Annotated in this window: 17 protein-coding genes; 7 read left to right on the top strand and 10 right to left on the bottom strand. The window is 37.3% G+C overall.

The annotated features are described in order from the left end of the window. Positions 1-6: 6 nt before the first annotated feature. Positions 7-1,095 (bottom strand): glycosyltransferase, encoded by a 1,089-nt coding sequence (locus ACQ334_RS00295; RefSeq protein ID WP_430986146.1) that lies wholly within the window; start codon positions 1,093-1,095, stop codon positions 7-9. Then, positions 1,096-1,800 (bottom strand): FkbM family methyltransferase, encoded by a 705-nt coding sequence (locus ACQ334_RS00290; RefSeq protein WP_430986145.1) that lies wholly within the window; start codon positions 1,798-1,800, stop codon positions 1,096-1,098. A gap of 192 nt (positions 1,801-1,992) precedes the next feature. On the opposite strand from ACQ334_RS00290, the gene abc-f reads away from it, so the two are divergent. The 6 genes from abc-f to ACQ334_RS00260 all read left to right on the top strand — a co-directional run bounded on the left by abc-f (position 1,993) and on the right by ACQ334_RS00260 (position 7,249). Further along, entirely contained in the window at positions 1,993-3,900 is a 1,908-nt protein-coding gene (abc-f, locus tag ACQ334_RS00285) for a ribosomal protection-like ABC-F family protein (RefSeq protein ID WP_430986144.1), read from the top strand. A gap of 112 nt (positions 3,901-4,012) precedes the next feature. Further along, positions 4,013-4,267, top strand: coding sequence for a hypothetical protein (locus tag ACQ334_RS00280; protein WP_430986143.1), 255 nt, complete (start codon positions 4,013-4,015; stop codon positions 4,265-4,267). Further along, positions 4,249-4,560, top strand: a complete 312-nt coding sequence (locus tag ACQ334_RS00275) for a type II toxin-antitoxin system RelE/ParE family toxin (protein WP_430986142.1) — start codon at positions 4,249-4,251, stop codon at positions 4,558-4,560. The genes ACQ334_RS00280 and ACQ334_RS00275 overlap by 19 nt, the downstream gene beginning before the upstream one ends. Next, the gene (locus ACQ334_RS00270) at positions 4,557-5,741 is read left to right on the top strand and encodes an acyltransferase family protein (protein ID WP_430986141.1); all 1,185 of its coding nucleotides are present in this window, start codon (positions 4,557-4,559) and stop codon (positions 5,739-5,741) included. The genes ACQ334_RS00275 and ACQ334_RS00270 overlap by 4 nt, the downstream gene beginning before the upstream one ends. Before the next feature lie 46 nt (positions 5,742-5,787). After that, positions 5,788-6,663, top strand: a complete 876-nt coding sequence (locus tag ACQ334_RS00265; RefSeq protein WP_430986140.1) for a TraB/GumN family protein — start codon at positions 5,788-5,790, stop codon at positions 6,661-6,663. 97 nt (positions 6,664-6,760) lie between these two features. Next, complete coding sequence (locus tag ACQ334_RS00260) at positions 6,761-7,249, top strand: hypothetical protein (RefSeq protein ID WP_430986139.1); 489 nt, start codon at positions 6,761-6,763, stop codon at positions 7,247-7,249. Positions 7,250-7,552: 303 nt separating this feature from the next. Here ACQ334_RS00260 and galK read toward each other — a convergent pair whose 3' ends face one another. Continuing rightward, complete coding sequence (gene galK / locus ACQ334_RS00255) at positions 7,553-8,710, bottom strand: galactokinase (RefSeq protein WP_430986138.1); 1,158 nt, start codon at positions 8,708-8,710, stop codon at positions 7,553-7,555. Positions 8,711-8,714: 4 nt separating this feature from the next. Beyond that, positions 8,715-9,671 carry an aldose 1-epimerase gene (locus ACQ334_RS00250; protein WP_430986137.1) on the bottom strand — a complete coding sequence of 319 codons (957 nt, stop codon included), beginning with the start codon at positions 9,669-9,671 and terminating at the stop codon, positions 8,715-8,717. A gap of 207 nt (positions 9,672-9,878) precedes the next feature. Between ACQ334_RS00250 and ACQ334_RS00245 the strand changes: the two genes are divergently transcribed. Beyond that, positions 9,879-10,445: a fasciclin domain-containing protein gene (locus tag ACQ334_RS00245; protein ID WP_430986136.1), complete on the top strand. Its 567-nt coding sequence runs from the start codon at positions 9,879-9,881 to the stop codon at positions 10,443-10,445. An 85-nt stretch (positions 10,446-10,530) separates the two neighbouring features. Here ACQ334_RS00245 and ACQ334_RS00240 read toward each other — a convergent pair whose 3' ends face one another. Genes ACQ334_RS00240 through ACQ334_RS00215 form a run of 6 tightly spaced genes read right to left on the bottom strand, consistent with a single transcriptional unit; the run spans position 10,531 to position 15,109 of the window. Continuing rightward, on the bottom strand, positions 10,531-10,929 hold the full coding sequence (locus ACQ334_RS00240; protein WP_430986135.1) for a group III truncated hemoglobin: 399 nt from the start codon (positions 10,927-10,929) through the stop codon (positions 10,531-10,533). Between the two features lie 19 nt (positions 10,930-10,948). Beyond that, the gene (locus ACQ334_RS00235) at positions 10,949-11,374 is read right to left on the bottom strand and encodes a hemerythrin domain-containing protein (RefSeq protein WP_430986134.1); all 426 of its coding nucleotides are present in this window, start codon (positions 11,372-11,374) and stop codon (positions 10,949-10,951) included. Positions 11,375-11,383: 9 nt separating this feature from the next. Continuing rightward, positions 11,384-12,151, bottom strand: coding sequence for an ABC transporter permease subunit (locus tag ACQ334_RS00230; RefSeq protein ID WP_430986133.1), 768 nt, complete (start codon positions 12,149-12,151; stop codon positions 11,384-11,386). After that, positions 12,148-12,861, bottom strand: coding sequence for an ABC transporter ATP-binding protein (locus ACQ334_RS00225; RefSeq protein ID WP_430986132.1), 714 nt, complete (start codon positions 12,859-12,861; stop codon positions 12,148-12,150). The genes ACQ334_RS00230 and ACQ334_RS00225 overlap by 4 nt, the downstream gene beginning before the upstream one ends. Beyond that, complete coding sequence (locus ACQ334_RS00220) at positions 12,858-14,093, bottom strand: nitrous oxide reductase family maturation protein NosD (RefSeq protein WP_430986131.1); 1,236 nt, start codon at positions 14,091-14,093, stop codon at positions 12,858-12,860. The genes ACQ334_RS00225 and ACQ334_RS00220 overlap by 4 nt, the downstream gene beginning before the upstream one ends. Further along, a complete protein-coding gene (locus tag ACQ334_RS00215; RefSeq protein ID WP_430986130.1) occupies positions 14,090-15,109 on the bottom strand; it encodes a nitrous oxide reductase accessory protein NosL in 1,020 nt (339 codons plus the stop codon). Before ACQ334_RS00215 ends, ACQ334_RS00220 begins: the two co-directional genes overlap by 4 nt. Positions 15,110-15,152: the final 43 nt, after the last annotated feature.

Raw genomic sequence — 15,152 nt, 5'->3', positions numbered from 1 at the left:
CTATAGCTATTGCCCGTTTTGTGCCTGTTGGTAAAGCTGTACAAAAACATGTTCTGTTTTTTCAATGCATTGTTGTAAAGAAAACCGTTGTAATGTATGTTCACTTATTTGCTGCCTGTTAAAAGGAATTTGCAAAGCTTTTTCTATCGCCTGCGCAAAGGCTTTTTCCCCACTCTCATTTACCAGTAAACCATTTTCGCCATTGTATAAAATTTCACCAATACCTCCGGGCGCATTAAAAGCTACCACCGGTATACCCAATGCTCCTGCCTCAAGCAAAGTATTGGGGAAACCTTCGTACTGCGAGCCCATTAAAAAAAGGCTGGCATCTTCCATACCTGTAAATGGCTTATCCTTTTTTCCATAAAAAAAAACTTTATCATTCAGGTGAAAGCTATCAACGAGCTCCTTTAACCTTACCATTTCATTACCCTCACCAATGATATGGTAATTGAAAGGAATAGTGAGACCGGCCACTGCATGTAGCAACCTGTCTATGCCCTTTTCCGGCGATAAACGGGCAATAGTGACAAATTTATTTTTTGCAGCTGCCATAATTTTATTGGACTCTTGTTCCACTGCATTATTAATAACAACGGTTTGTTCTTTTTTAATATGGTAATGATCTGTCAGATCCTGCTGCATATACTGCGACTGGCAAATAATGCAATTGAAACGTTGATAATATTTTTTTATCAGCCGGTTGTACAAAGCAGGCAGCTTTGCCCTTTTGCTGTTGATACTTACCACGCTGGATTCTCTTGCAATAAAAATTGTTTTTGCAGGAAAAAGCCAACGGAAAACAGCCAGGTAAATGTTGAGGTGATTAGCTGTTGAAAAAATAATATCCGGCTGATATTTTTTTACCAATGCCTTTATGCCGAATAAAGAATTTCTAACGTGTTTTGTTTTTAAATCGGTTACCCTATTATTGATGGTATAAAATGGGTTAGAGTTATTTACCACCGCCACGGTAAGTTCAAATTGCTGTGGATTAAGATGGTTGCATAGCAGTGCTACATATTTTTCTGCGCCACCACATTCCAGCGTGGGCGTAATGATGAGTAATTTTATTTTGTTTTTGTTCTCCGTCATCTACCTTTTCAATTTGTCTTTATGTACTGCAATATAATCATCCAGGCCTGCCATTGATTTATTATGATATCCCGTGTGTTTTACGATATATCCCAGACCTTCCAAATACTGCACCGATCTTTCTTTAATGCCCGGCACAATACAATCATGTGTGGCCAGCAAAAGATTAGGCTTGTATTTTTGCAATGTTGCTGTTGCGCCAACCAGCGCATCATATTCTGCCCCTTCCACATCAATTTTTATTACATCCGGAATGGCATAACCCATTTGCAATAATCCATCGATGGAATAACATTGCACTTTTATTTTTTCGGCTTTATCATCGTTTGCAACAGGTACATAACTGTTGCCTTCTGCAAAAACAATATTATTAGAAAACATTACTTCTTTTGCAGTATCAGCAATAGCAAAGGCACAAACTTGTATGGTATTGTGTGGCAACTTTTTTTTGTTGATAAGCATAAGTTGCTGAAACAATTCGTTATTAAATGCAGTAGGTTCAATGGCATAAATTTTACCGGTACTTATAAATGTATTGGCAATAAAGGAGTAATACCCAATATTGCTGCCGATATCATAAAACACAGTGTTTGAACCCAGCCAGGAGCAAAATTCATCCATCACTGCTGCTGGTTCGTTGGTGCCGGTGATATAATCATAACTTCTGCTAACCGACCACTGGTAACCTTTTAGCGGGCCGGCCATAATGGAAAGATATTTTTTGTGCAACAGGTATCTGCAAATTTTTATATACCAGTATTTAAATAACAAGCCTGCCCGCATTTTATCTTGAATTACTATATAATTATTTTTTTGACCTTCAGCATTTTACAAAAATAACTCATACAAATTCAAATCAATCATCAGAATAAGTAATCGTACAGTACCTTTGCCGCTATGCATTACGCTTCAGTAGAAAATTTAAGTAAATCGTTTGGGATACGTACCCTTTTTAAAAATATCAGCTTTTATGTGGAGGAAGGTGATAAAATTGCTTTTGTTGCCCGTAACGGCAGCGGTAAATCTACCTTATTAAAAATAATTGCAGGGCTCGATCATTCAGATAGCGGTACTGTTTGGGTACATAAAGACATTAAAGTGATCATGCTGCAGCAGGATACACCTTTTGAAGAAAACAAAAGTATATGGGATAATGTGCTTAGGATGGAAAACCCCGTGGTAAAAGTGGTAAAAGCGTATGAACAATGCCTGGAAGAAGATCCTGATAATATAGAAAAACTTACCAACCTGATGGCATTGGTGGATGAAAACAATGCCTGGAATTTTGAAAGTGAGTTACAACAGATATTAGGCAAGCTTAACCTGCATCATTTAAATGAGCCCGTTAAAAATTTAAGCGGTGGCCAGCGCAAAAGAGTAGCACTGGCACAGGCATTAATAGAAATGCAATTGCATGAAGGCCGCTGTTTATTAATATTGGATGAGCCTACCAACCATTTAGATGTTAGTATGATTGAATGGCTGGAAGATTATTTAAGTGCACAAAAAGTAACATTGCTTTTAGTAACGCATGATCGTTATTTTTTAGATGCTGTTTGTAATGAGATTTTAGAAATGGATGAAGAAAAGATATTTACTTACAAAGGTGACTACGATTATTTTTTAGAGCAAAAAAGTTTACGGCAGGAAGTGCAGGCAAGTGAACTGCAGAAGGATAAAAACATCTTTAGAAAAGAACTGGAGTGGATGCGCAAGCAACCCAAAGCCAGAACTACCAAAAGTAAAAGCCGCCAGGATGCCTTTGCAGTAGTGGAAGAAAGGGTAAGCCAGAAAAAAGATGATACAGAAGTAAGCCTTCAGGTAAAAATGACAAGGCTGGGTGGTAAGATCTTAGAGATGAAAAAGATCAACAAAAGTTATGGCGATAAGGTTTTAATAAAAGGTTTTGATTATACTTTTAAAAGAGGCGAACGTGTAGGTATTGTGGGTAAGAATGGTGTGGGTAAATCTACCTTTTTAAAAATTGCTTTGCACCAGGAGCAACCTGATAGTGGCAAGATCAATCATGGTGACACGGTGGTGTTTGGTAATTTTGACCAGGAAGGATTAAAGTATAAAGAAGATAAACGGGCTATTGAATATGTAAAAGATTTTGCAGAATTTTTTCCACTGGCCGATGGCAGCAAAATATCAGCATCGCAATTCATGGAAAAATTTGGCTTTAATGCCGAACAGCAATACACCCCATTAAGCAAATTAAGTGGCGGAGAAAAAAGAAGATTGCATTTATTGAGTGTACTGTTTGTGAACCCTAACTTTTTAATTTTAGATGAACCTACCAACGATCTTGACCTGCAAACCTTGAGAACGCTGGAAGAATTTTTACTGGACTATCCGGGTTGTATTTTAATTGTAAGTCACGACAGGTATTTTATGGACCGCATGGTAGATCATTTATTTGCCTTTGAAGGTGATGGCGTGATAAAAGATTTTCCGGGCAACTATAGCCAGTACCGTGAGGCAGTTGCGAATGCTAAATTTACAGGATACGAGGTAAAGCCGGTTACGAATGACGAGTTAAAGAACGTAAGCGAAGAGGCGAAGACCGATAAGCAACCAGCGACCCGTAATGCTAAACTTTCTTTTAAAGAAAAACACGAATTTGAAACGATAGAAAAAGAAATGCCGGCTTTACAAAAAGAGAAAGCAACATTAGAAGAAAATATGAATACCGGCAGTTTAAATTTTGAAGAGTTGCAAAAAGCAGCCGCCAGGATAGGAGAAATTGTTTCCCTGCTGGATGAGAAAGAAATGAGGTGGCTGGAGTTGAGTGAGCGGATGTGATATTGTGAGGCGTGAATGGGCAAAAGCAATTATTATAAATAAAGCAACCGGGCTAATAAGTCCGGTTGCTTTGTTTACAAAGCTTTTTAGTAAATTTGATAAAACACTTTGTATGAGCAAAGCAGCTTTAAAAAAAGAACTCCATAAACTTATAGATAACCTGGATGATGAGGAGGTATTAAATATGGTTAAAGAAGAGATTGTTGCATATCAAACTAAAGCAAAAGCAAACTTTGATGACCTTTCCGATCTTTCTCCTCAAGACAGGGCAGAGCTGGAAGAGCTTGCCACGGAAGACCCCGATAAAGACACGATTACATTTGAGGAGTTAAAAAAAGAAATGAACGAATGGGTCTCCAAATTGTAGCTAAGAAAAGGTTTCTTAATAGTTTTAAAAAAATTACCTCCTACTTAAAAAAAGAATGGGGCAAGACCGTTGCGGAAGATTTTAACAAAATAGTAATCAGTAAATTAGATTTGATTGCGGCTAAACCAAACATTGGTGCTAACACATCTATTAAAAATACTAAAGCTGTTCTTGTTGGTAAAGGATATCAAAACAGGATTTACTATCGGGTTGAAAAGAATAAATTGATTATCATAAACCTTATTGACAACAGGAAAAACCCGAAAAAAAATCCCTTCAATAAAAACACATGAACCAACGCTTTTATTCACTTGATGTTTTTCGTGGTGCTACAGTAGCACTGATGATATTGGTAAATAATCCCGGCAGTTGGGCACATATATATGCGCCACTCGATCATGCCAGCTGGCATGGCTGCACACCTACCGACCTGGTGTTCCCGTTTTTTTTATTTGCAGTAGGTAATGCTATGGCTTTTGTAATGCCTAAATTAGCAGTTGCAGGTGAGGCAGCTTTCTGGAAAAAAACTATTACCAGAACGATACTCATTTTTTTGATCGGGCTTTTTTTAAACTGGTTTCCTTTTTGTTTTTATGAACATAATATTTTAACCGTTAAAACATGGGGGCATGCAGGCATAACTGCACAAGGGCAAATTGTGGGCGTTAGAATATTTGGCGTACTGCAACGTATTGCACTCAGTTATTTTTTTGCATCAGTAATCGTTCATTTTTTTAAAGTAAGAGGGTCTTTTATTGCCGGTGCATTTATTTTATTATTCTACTGGTTTTTATGTGTGGCGGCAAATCCTGCTGATCCATTTAGTATTACTGGCTGGTTTGGCACTGCTGTGGATAAAGCCATTTTAGGCGAAATCCATATGTACCATGGCGAAGGCATTGCCTTTGACCCCGAAGGATTGATGAATACTTTTGCGGCCATTGTACAGGTAGTGATGGGTTATTTAATTGGTAATTACATTGTGCAAAAAGGCAAAACACCCGAAATGCTGAATGGTTTATTTGTTGCTGCCTGCGTTTTAATACTCACGGGCTTTTGCTGGGATATGGTTTTTCCAATCAACAAAAAAATATGGACCAGCAGTTATACCGTTTATACCACCGGGTTAGCCACTTTAATTCTATCGGTAATGATCTACCTTATAGAATTTAAAAACCGCAAAGGTGTATGGAGCCGCTTTTTTGATGTATTTGGTAAAAATGCGTTATTCATTTTTGCACTCAGCAATCTTATTTTAAAAACCTCTTTAATTATTCATCTACCCAATGGATTTGATAAAGAAGGCCTGCCCAAAACCACTCATCCGCTGGGATGGTTTTATGAACATTTGTGCAAGCCTGTCTTTCCTGCACAGCCTAATATCGGTTCTTTAATTTATGCGTTGTGCTTTATTACCATGATGTGGTTTTTTGCCTGGTTGCTGGATAGGAAAAAGATCTATATCAGGGTGTAAATTATTTAAAACGATTTATGTTCACCTAAACTAACTTGTACGATAAATGAAAACGATCTTACTGCTTATTAGTTTTTTCTTCTCCACATTGCTATATAGCCAAAAAACCATTTTATGGAAAATAAGCAGCAAACAAACTCATAAAGTATCTTACCTGTTAGGCACTAATCATCTCTTCGGAGAGTCTTTTGTAAATTCTTTTCCGGTTATAAAACAAAAATTACTGGCCAGTGATTTAATCATTACAGAAACAAAAATGGACAGAAAGGCTATTACGGCATCATATAATACCCGTGCCGCATCAGATTCCATAAATCTTATCTTATCAAAAGAAGATGTGGATTATGTTGCTGAGCTGTTTAAGAAAAATAATACGATTCCAATATCAAAATTTTCTCCCGGTGAGCTTGTAATTAAATTACAAACCTATTACCCAAGATCCAGGTGCAGTGTCTTTGATCCTACTGATAAATTTTCAATGGATGAATATGTTCAAACTCTCGGTGCAAAGAATGGCAAACAATTGCATAGTTTTGAAACTGATTCATTTCAAATGAAAATGATAGCAACCTCCTTTAGTAAATATAACTGGGATTTTGCAAGAAGGAATTTACCAATCATTCTTCAGCAATACCGCAACCCAAAGACCAATGAATTTGCCTGTTTTCGTGCAAATCAATACGCTTCGCTGGATATTGATTATAAATTTCAGGATACTTGTAATTTTCTTAAAGGAAGTATCATAACTAACGATGAATTCATTAAAAAGCGAAATGAAGCATGGCTTGCACAACTGCCGCAACTTTTAGAAAATAATAATTGTTTTATTGCTGTTGGCTTTGGCCATCTTTGTAATCAATGTGGCCTTGTAAAACAAATTGAAGCATTGGGGTATATAGTGGAGCCTGTTACAATGAAGTAACAATCAGGCTGTTTCTCCTTCGGCTGGTATGTTCACGGTACACAGCAAACAATAACCAATTACAGGAACTGAATACTATTTAAAAACTACAAACCTTATGTCCCGATTAACTATTCTTATAACATCGGCCATTGCATTGGCAACATTTCTGGCAGGATGGCTTCTTCACGGTATTGTACATCCTGGTAAAACTAATTATAATGAACTTGTAAACCCGGCAGATACGATACACAATAGAGAGGTACGTAAAACGAAGATCCCCGATGACTTCAATAACACTAATATCACCGGTCGTTTTATATTATCCCAATCAAATTGTGCAGGCTTCAATTTCATTAATAACACCACAATACTCTGGACAAACGAAATTGCATGCGATGATCCTGATACTTTAAAAATCCGCTGGCTGGATAATAAAACTTTTATGACGAAAAGTACGCTGAGAGTAAATCAAAGCTGTCCTCCTAAGATTGATATTTACAAAGTGGTTTCTTATGATGGTAAACAGCTGAGCTTAAAAGCTGTTGCAACAGGTTGGAATGATCCGGATGATGTGACTTTAGATTTTACTAAACAAAGTAATTGATAAAGAGGCTGTTTATTTACTACTCAGTCGGTGTCTTCACCGACTGAAATGTTGCATTTTTTAAAGAATAATTGTAACCAAAAGCTGAGAAGGTGGTCTCTTTTGGGAGAGGGTTCAGGTCGCCCCTCAGCTTTGCCAAGGGTAGCACCCCGACCCGGTCGTCCTCGGTCGGTGTCTTCACCGACCGAAATACTGCATTTTTTAAAGAATAATTGTAACCAAAAGCTGAGAAGGTGGTCTCTTTTGGGAGAAGGTTCAGGTCGCTCCTTAGCTTTGCTAAGGATAGCGCTCCGCCCTTTATGGTCAGGCACTTATTTTTTCTGTGCCATTACTCAACTGCATTACGTAAGCCTCTAACAAAATATCAAATTCTTTTTGATAAGCAGCAGTTGTAGTTGCAATAAAATCATCAATGGCTTCATCTTTTATAATATTGATGGTGCAGCCGCCAAAGCCACCGCCCATTTGCCTGGCACCAATAACATTATCGTTATCTTTTGCAAGCGCCACTAAAAAATCAGACTGGGGGCAGCTCACATCATATAATTTGCTTAATCCTTCATGGCCGGCATACATTAACTGGCCAAAAGCTTTCACATCATTTTGCTGCAATAATGCAGCAGCTTTTTGAGTACGGGCAATTTCTTCCACTACAAATTTGCAGCAGTTGTATACTTCCGGCGCCATTTTATCTTTATGCAATTCCACATCAGCGGCACTTTTAATTTCCCTGAAGGATTGTATATTCAATTCCTTTTTCAATACCACCATACCTGCTTCGCATCTTTTGCGGCGCACATTATACTCGCCGCTGGCTAAAGTGTGGTGTACTTTAGTATTGAGTAAAACGATCTTATAGCCATCTAATTTCAATGGAAAGTATTCATGCGTAATATTTTTGCAATCCAGTAAAATAACATGATCTCTTTTTCCATTGATGCTGGCATACATATCCATAATGCCGCAGTTAACACCAGGATAATTATGTTCGGCACGCTGACAAAGCAATGCCAGTTCCACACGGTTCATACCATAATTAAAAATATCATTCAGTGCATATGCCAGCCCGCCTTCTACTGCAGCCGATGAACTCATGCCGCTGCCTCGGGGAATATCGCCACCAAAAACGCAATCAAACCCGTTAACTGTTTTACCCAGCAATACAAATTCATTCACTACGCTCAGTACATAATTTTTCCAGCTATCCGATTTGGTAACTTCTTTTAAAGTGATGGATAAGCTTTCATTAAAATCAGCTGCAAAAAAATTAATGGTATCAGTACCATTAGCAGCTATCGCATAATAAACGCCTTTATCTATTGCGGCAGGCATTACATAGCCATCGTTGTAATCAATATGCTCTCCTATTAAATTAATACGGCCGGGAGAATAATATATGTTGGGTTCGGCAGAAAATTTGTTTTTGAAAATGTTGACTACACTGGTTGCAATACTGTTCATGTAACTAAGGTAAAGAAGTGATGGTATATGTTGTGATAAAACTTTCGGTTGCGCCGGGTGCCAGTACTTTTAAACCCACGCCATTATTAAATGCATCCGGCACTGCACTAAGGTTTTCTATGGCAATACTCTTGCGGTGTGGTGGCGTATATATTTGTAAGTAAGGATAGCTTTTATCTGGATAAATTGCTAACTGCATTTTATTTACAGGATCTCTTAAAACACAAAGTGGTTGACATTCGGCAAAGTTTACTGTGAAGCAATTATCAAATTCAGCAGCACCAATTTTTTGAAGTGCCCCATATTCCTGGTAGGGCAATAATTTTCCTGTAGGTATTAATGCGGTATCAAACTCCACCATTTCTTTACTCTGAAATTCTAATTGCAGTTCATCAATGTTTCCGCCAAAACTAAAATAAGGATGCCATCCATCCTGTACCGGTATCAACCCTTCATCATTATTAGTAATAGTGGTAGTAATGGTTAATGCGTTATCTTTTTTTAATTCGTACGTAACGGCGCAGGTATATTTAAACGGATAACCTTTATCGCTTCCGGAATATTGATGTTGTAAACTAACGCCTGCGCTTTTTTCATTGTCCCATGTTGCGGTTATGATAAATGCGGCATCATACAACAAGCCATGTAAGGCACTGCCATTCAGTAAAAATTTTTCTATGGTATAATCCTTTTTGCCAAATGCATACGTGGCATTATTTATCCTGCAGGCAAAAGGTGAAAGCTTACAGCTTTTAAAACCTTTGGCTGCTACGTTAACCCTAAAATCTTCTTCATTTTCAAAACCATCAATTACATTAATAAAAGTTTCGTTTACTGCAACTGTAAAGGTGTTTAGTATGGCGCCGCAGGAAGGAATAATTTCCACCCTTGTATCGGTAGCAGCATCTTTTAGAATGACTTTATCAAAACCTGCCTCAGTTATACGTGATACTTCAAACATAGATATGACAATACATATTTGAAACGAAATTATGAAGGATATGATAGCTATCCAAGAAATATAAAAATTTGCGAAAGAAAAACAAAGCCTGTTTACCATTAAACACAATAGCAATTACCTGATCAATTGTGATTGCAATCATATTTAAAAACAGTTAGCAAAAGTAGATTTACCTGATAATTTTATTTGTAATTAAAAAACAGGAATATGAAAAGTTCAATAAAAACTGCCCTCGCCTTTAGTACATTATTATTTACGCTAAGTTGTAATTCTTCCGACACAAAAGGCGACGCTGCCGCTACATCATCAGCAGCACCTGCACCTTCGGGGCAATCTGGAGTGCAAGACGATCAATCTGCCAAGAATGTGGTACAGGTTGCCATTGGCAGTAAAGACCACACCACTTTAGTTGCAGCAGTTAAAGCCGCTGAATTGGTTGATGCGTTAAGCAATGCAGGCCCCTTCACTGTATTTGCACCCACTAATGCCGCATTTGATAAATTGCCTGCAGGCACCGTGGATGGTTTATTAAAACCCGAAAAGAAAGATGCACTGACTGATATTTTGCAATATCATGTTTCGGTAGGCGTATTTAAAGAGGATATGTTGCAGGATGGACAATCGATCGGCCAGGTGAACGGAGGCAATATCACCATCAGTAAAAAAGATGGTAAGATAAAAGTAAATGGCGTTGCCAATGTTATCGCCACCATTCCGGCATCTAATGGTATTGTATATGTTATAGATGCAGTATTACTTCCACCGGCTAAATAAAATTCATTTCAATCCAACAGCCTATTAATAAAAAAGCAGCTTTAATAAAGTTGCTTTTTTATTTTTCACTTAAAATAATAATGATCTAAAATATTTTATCTGCTGCAGAGCGATCTGCAAGAATTTTTATTTGCATAACTGTAGCAATGCTGATAGCACGTTGCTTTGCAAGGTTAGCCGTTTTACCTTCAAACAATTCATCAACAGTATTGGCAAAAAGCAATACCCATTGTTTAAAATGCTCAGCAGATAAAGAAATAGCATGGTGTAAATGTTTATGCATCTCCATAGGATTTCCTTCGTAAGTACCGGTATAAAACAAACTGTTTTCCCAAAAATTATACATTACCGGTAAGTGTTTTTCCCAGTTTACTTTTACCACATCAGTAAAAATATAACCAATAGTTTCATCTGCTTTTACTTTTTCGTAAAATGCATTCACCAGTAATTCTATATCTGTTTTTGACTCAATATCTTTTTTCATGTTGCCTTATTTTCTTTACTCACCACTCTATAGCGTTTAATATATTTTCCGCACAGTGCTCCTGTATCAGCGGAAACAGGATCCGCTCTTCTTTCCTGATATGATCTTCAAGCAACCTGCCTAATTTATCTAATGCAGCTGGCAATTCCTTTGTATGCTGCAGCGCATCAAACAAGGTTGTTAATTGCAGGTGCTCCAGTATTATTTCTCCGGTTAAAATTTCAATGGCACTATTGTATTTTTTTACCTGGTGCAGTAATATTTCTTCTTTATCAAAATGTTGCTGGAGATTTGTTTTGAAAAAATTCATTGCATATACTGCTTTCGTTTCCGTATCTTGTGGCAAACCCTTGTAGGCAGGTGCATCTTTTTGCAATAAACGGGCTAATATTAAAGCACCATGATGCTCTCTTGACAATGGCGCTAATGTTTCGTGTCTTTTCATAACAAAAAATTAAAGGTCTTTCCGGTTAAACTTTCGCAGCGATAACCAGGAAGGTATTACAATCCACATGATCAATATTAAAAAAGATACACCAACACCCGTTTGCGTACCAAAGAAATTTTTAAAGATCGCCCCGGTATAACCCATCAATGCAGATACATCCATCTTGAGTAAGATCAATATCCTGCTCAGGTCAATGGGGTTTAGTGCACTTACACCTACCATAAATTTTTCCATGGGGTAATCAGAAAACTGGAATAATAAAAATAATACCAGGCCATCAAACAATAATGAAAAATACAACCACAGTAAAATTGTTACCCCAATGCCTTTGGCTTTATCTCTTGTTTTTACAGCTGCAAGCATAGCAATAGCAACAAAAATTACAGATAAAAGTAAACCTGTGCCCAGCATCATAAAGCCTGTAGCTGTAGGCTCGTACAATAAAATAGGAATACCGGCACCAACAAAAAAAGCCAAAGCTAAAGAAGTACCTAGCCCTGTAAATACGCTTAGCCAGATGGTTCTTCTTTTTAAAGGCTGGCTCACTAATAACTCTAAAAACTCTGCACTGTTGTATACATAGATGGCAGAAAACATAATGCTTACCAATGGTACAATAATTAAAATAATATTGAGTAAACTAAGTAATCCTTTAGCAGAATTATCTTCCAGGTTAAAAACACTTAATGAGATCAGTAACAGAAACAAAGTATACGCCAGCATAATTTTATTACGCAGTATATCAATGATCACGTATTTTATTATCTTTTTCATCCGTTAATTTTTATCATTACGCTGGCAATGGCTTTAGATAATTTTTCCTGCCCGGTGTCTTTACGCAGGTCTTCAATACTTTTATGAAATTGTAATACCCCATCCTGCATATAAATTACCTGTGTTACAAGATCATCCAGTTCACTTAAAATATGAGAGGTGATGAGTATTAGTTTTCCTTTTTGCTTTTCTCTGATGATCTTTTCTTTTAAAATTTCTGCAGCTACCGGATCCAATCCTGCGGTAGGTTCATCTAATATCAATACATCAGGATTAAACAAGAATGCCAGCGCTGCACTTACTTTTTGTCTGGTACCGCCAGATAAAGTACGCATTCGTTTATCCAGCACTTCATTCAGTTTAAATGCTATCACCAGGTCTTCATCAAGCACTGCATTTTTTTGATGACGGATATCTTTCATCATCGACAACATCTGGCCAATACTCATATTATCAGGATAACGGCCTATCTGCGGCATATAACCAATATGAGCCCTGTATTGCCAATCATGCAGAATATTTTTTCCATTGAAAGTGATAAAGCCACTATTACAAACCACCATACCTAAAATGGTTTTGATGAGTGTTGTCTTACCACTACCATTGGGGCCAATCAACGCAACGCATTCACCTTTGTTACAGGTTACCGAAACATTATCTAATGCGGTTAGTTTACCAAATTTTTTAGATACATTACTTGCGATAATCATAGCGGCAAAGGTTTCATTAATGGATGGTCGTCTTTTAAATTTTCCGGTGTAAGTGTGGGAATAATTTTTTCTGTCTTATCCAACAACGCCGTCATAAAACTTCTGAACAACATCATGGCTGGCGGATTTTGTTCGATGATCATGGAATACATACTCACAGGGCGATAAGGCACATCGCCGATCTTATCTTTATTCAAATCGTAGCCATCATATTTATCCCAGTAATTATTATTAAAAGTATTTAACACCAAACTTCCATTTGTACCTACATCAAAAGTATTGCTGAGGAAATTATTATTGGTTAAAGCAATATCCATACAGCTGGCCTGTATTTTTAATGCCCAGCCATTATTATCAAATACATTTTTTTCCATACTGATACGGCTGGTGCCCTCCATATGTATGCCGGTAGTATTTTTTGTAAAATGATTGTTATCGATATACCCGTCAGAAATTTCTTTCAGCAATAAGCCATAAGATGCATCGCCCCAGTTCTCTTCAAAAAAATTATGAAACATTTTTACATGGTTGCTGAACATTACAGCAACACCGGCTCCGTTATTCTTAAAAATATTAGTGATATAAGCATCATTATTACTGAACATAAAATGCAAACCATAACGCAGGTTGTTGAACGATGTATTGCGCCAGATAATGGAGTTGGTAACAAACTCAAAATAAATGCCATCCCTGTGCCCAGAAACGGTATTGGCGATGATACGCATACTGTCGCTCTTCCAGCAATGAATACCATTGCCACTTTGCTGCTCTTCTTTGCTGTATGCAGTTAGTGTATTGCTTTCGATAGTGCAATTAGTGCCATACTGAGAATAAATACCGAAGAAAGTATCATCCAGGATATTATTCCTGATCACAACATCCCTCGTGTTATAAATTTTAATGCCTGCAAAATCTTCAATGCTTGATACACCGGAATGAATTACCTTAAACCCATCCACCACCACACCACTGGCTTTAATGGAAATGATCTCGTATTGATGATCGCCATCCAGTACAGGATGACCGATACCAATTAAAAAAATAGTTTTATTGATGATTAAGTTCTTTTCGTGATATTCTCCTGCATCCACCATCACCGTATCTCCTTTTGCAGCAATTTGTATTGCCTGCTGAACAGATTTTACAGCCCGTTGTTTGCCTGCATGTATTATTGCTGCATCAACAGCGTTGATAAAAATTAAAGACAGCAATATTGAAATAAATGATTTCATTCTTTTATCAGTTCGTTCCAGTTAACAATGGTACCTGCAAAACGTTGTTGTGTTTTTGCCAGGCTGTCTTTATTATCAAAGGCAGCAATATTTCCACCCATTGGGCTTCTCAGGTCTTCGCTTTTTAATAAAGACAAATGGTTTACATTGATCAGTTGATGGGTGTTACAAAAATCGGTGAGGTAAATATCTTTTATGTTAGCAGTTTCAACGTCTTTTGTTTTCAGGTAAGATAAGATACAGTACACATCATCAAACTTATAAATCTTACCTTTTGTTGTTACCAGCTCTGCACCAAACCTGTTATCAGTAACAGTCATCTTACAGAAATAGCAATTATCAACACCTGCTTTAATTGGTTCCGGTACTGCATTACAGGAAGCCAGCGATATGGTTAAGAGTAGCGCAATAGCTGCAGTATTAAATTTTATCAGCTGCCCTTTATTCTTTCTCCATGCTGCCACCACTGCCAAAAGCAATAAAGCACCTACACTGATAAAGATCCACCCCCCAATATCAGGCATTGAGTAAGCACCAAAATTCAGCAATTGTTTAAAACCGATCAATGGTGGCTGATAAGCCATACCCGGAACAATGATGGCTGCATCAGGATTTAAGTTATGGCCATAATTATATTCCCATCTCCAGAAATCATACATCGCCAAAATACCAAAGCATACAAATACTATAAATAAAATATTGAGTAATTTTCTTTTGCCGGTTATAACAACAATGAAAAAGAATAACGCAAAAAAACCGATGATGTATTGCAATACTTTAAACTCCATAAAATCTTCGGAGTGTAAAGTTTTCATACCGATGTAATGATTCAATCCATTTATGATATCTACATTACCGGCTAATTTATTGGGGTAGATCAGCAACATCAACCCTTCGGGGTATTGCGGCGCCTGCAAATCAATTCTCCACATCGGCACAAACAAAACTGCAATCAATCCCACTCCGCAAAGCAGTAATATCAATCTCACCCAGTTTTGTATCCTTACAGTTTTCATCTTTTTTAATTTATAATGAGGAGAGGAAGAAAGGAGCAGGTAA

This window comes from Ferruginibacter sp. SUN106 (genome assembly GCF_050611765.1).
Lineage (GTDB): Bacteria > Bacteroidota > Bacteroidia > Chitinophagales > Chitinophagaceae > Ferruginibacter.
Note: the sequence above shows the minus strand (reverse complement) of the source record. Positions and strands in the feature narration are given on the sequence as shown.

Excerpts from the sequence above, each read along its gene's own strand:
- ACQ334_RS00295 (WP_430986146.1), bottom strand. The coding sequence starts at position 1,095 with ATGACGGAGAACAAAAACAAAATAAAATTACTCATCATTACGCCCACG.
- ACQ334_RS00290 (WP_430986145.1), bottom strand. The coding sequence starts at position 1,800 with ATGGCCGGCCCGCTAAAAGGTTACCAGTGGTCGGTTAGCAGAAGTTAT.
- abc-f (WP_430986144.1), top strand. The coding sequence starts at position 1,993 with ATGCATTACGCTTCAGTAGAAAATTTAAGTAAATCGTTTGGGATACGT.
- ACQ334_RS00280 (WP_430986143.1), top strand. The coding sequence starts at position 4,013 with ATGAGCAAAGCAGCTTTAAAAAAAGAACTCCATAAACTTATAGATAAC.
- ACQ334_RS00275 (WP_430986142.1), top strand. The coding sequence starts at position 4,249 with ATGGGTCTCCAAATTGTAGCTAAGAAAAGGTTTCTTAATAGTTTTAAA.
- ACQ334_RS00270 (WP_430986141.1), top strand. The coding sequence starts at position 4,557 with ATGAACCAACGCTTTTATTCACTTGATGTTTTTCGTGGTGCTACAGTA.
- ACQ334_RS00265 (WP_430986140.1), top strand. The coding sequence starts at position 5,788 with ATGAAAACGATCTTACTGCTTATTAGTTTTTTCTTCTCCACATTGCTA.
- ACQ334_RS00260 (WP_430986139.1), top strand. The coding sequence starts at position 6,761 with ATGTCCCGATTAACTATTCTTATAACATCGGCCATTGCATTGGCAACA.
- galK (WP_430986138.1), bottom strand. The coding sequence starts at position 8,710 with ATGAACAGTATTGCAACCAGTGTAGTCAACATTTTCAAAAACAAATTT.
- ACQ334_RS00250 (WP_430986137.1), bottom strand. The coding sequence starts at position 9,671 with ATGTTTGAAGTATCACGTATAACTGAGGCAGGTTTTGATAAAGTCATT.
- ACQ334_RS00245 (WP_430986136.1), top strand. The coding sequence starts at position 9,879 with ATGAAAAGTTCAATAAAAACTGCCCTCGCCTTTAGTACATTATTATTT.
- ACQ334_RS00240 (WP_430986135.1), bottom strand. The coding sequence starts at position 10,929 with ATGAAAAAAGATATTGAGTCAAAAACAGATATAGAATTACTGGTGAAT.
- ACQ334_RS00235 (WP_430986134.1), bottom strand. The coding sequence starts at position 11,374 with ATGAAAAGACACGAAACATTAGCGCCATTGTCAAGAGAGCATCATGGT.
- ACQ334_RS00230 (WP_430986133.1), bottom strand. The coding sequence starts at position 12,151 with ATGAAAAAGATAATAAAATACGTGATCATTGATATACTGCGTAATAAA.
- ACQ334_RS00225 (WP_430986132.1), bottom strand. The coding sequence starts at position 12,861 with ATGATTATCGCAAGTAATGTATCTAAAAAATTTGGTAAACTAACCGCA.
- ACQ334_RS00220 (WP_430986131.1), bottom strand. The coding sequence starts at position 14,093 with ATGAAATCATTTATTTCAATATTGCTGTCTTTAATTTTTATCAACGCT.
- ACQ334_RS00215 (WP_430986130.1), bottom strand. The coding sequence starts at position 15,109 with ATGAAAACTGTAAGGATACAAAACTGGGTGAGATTGATATTACTGCTT.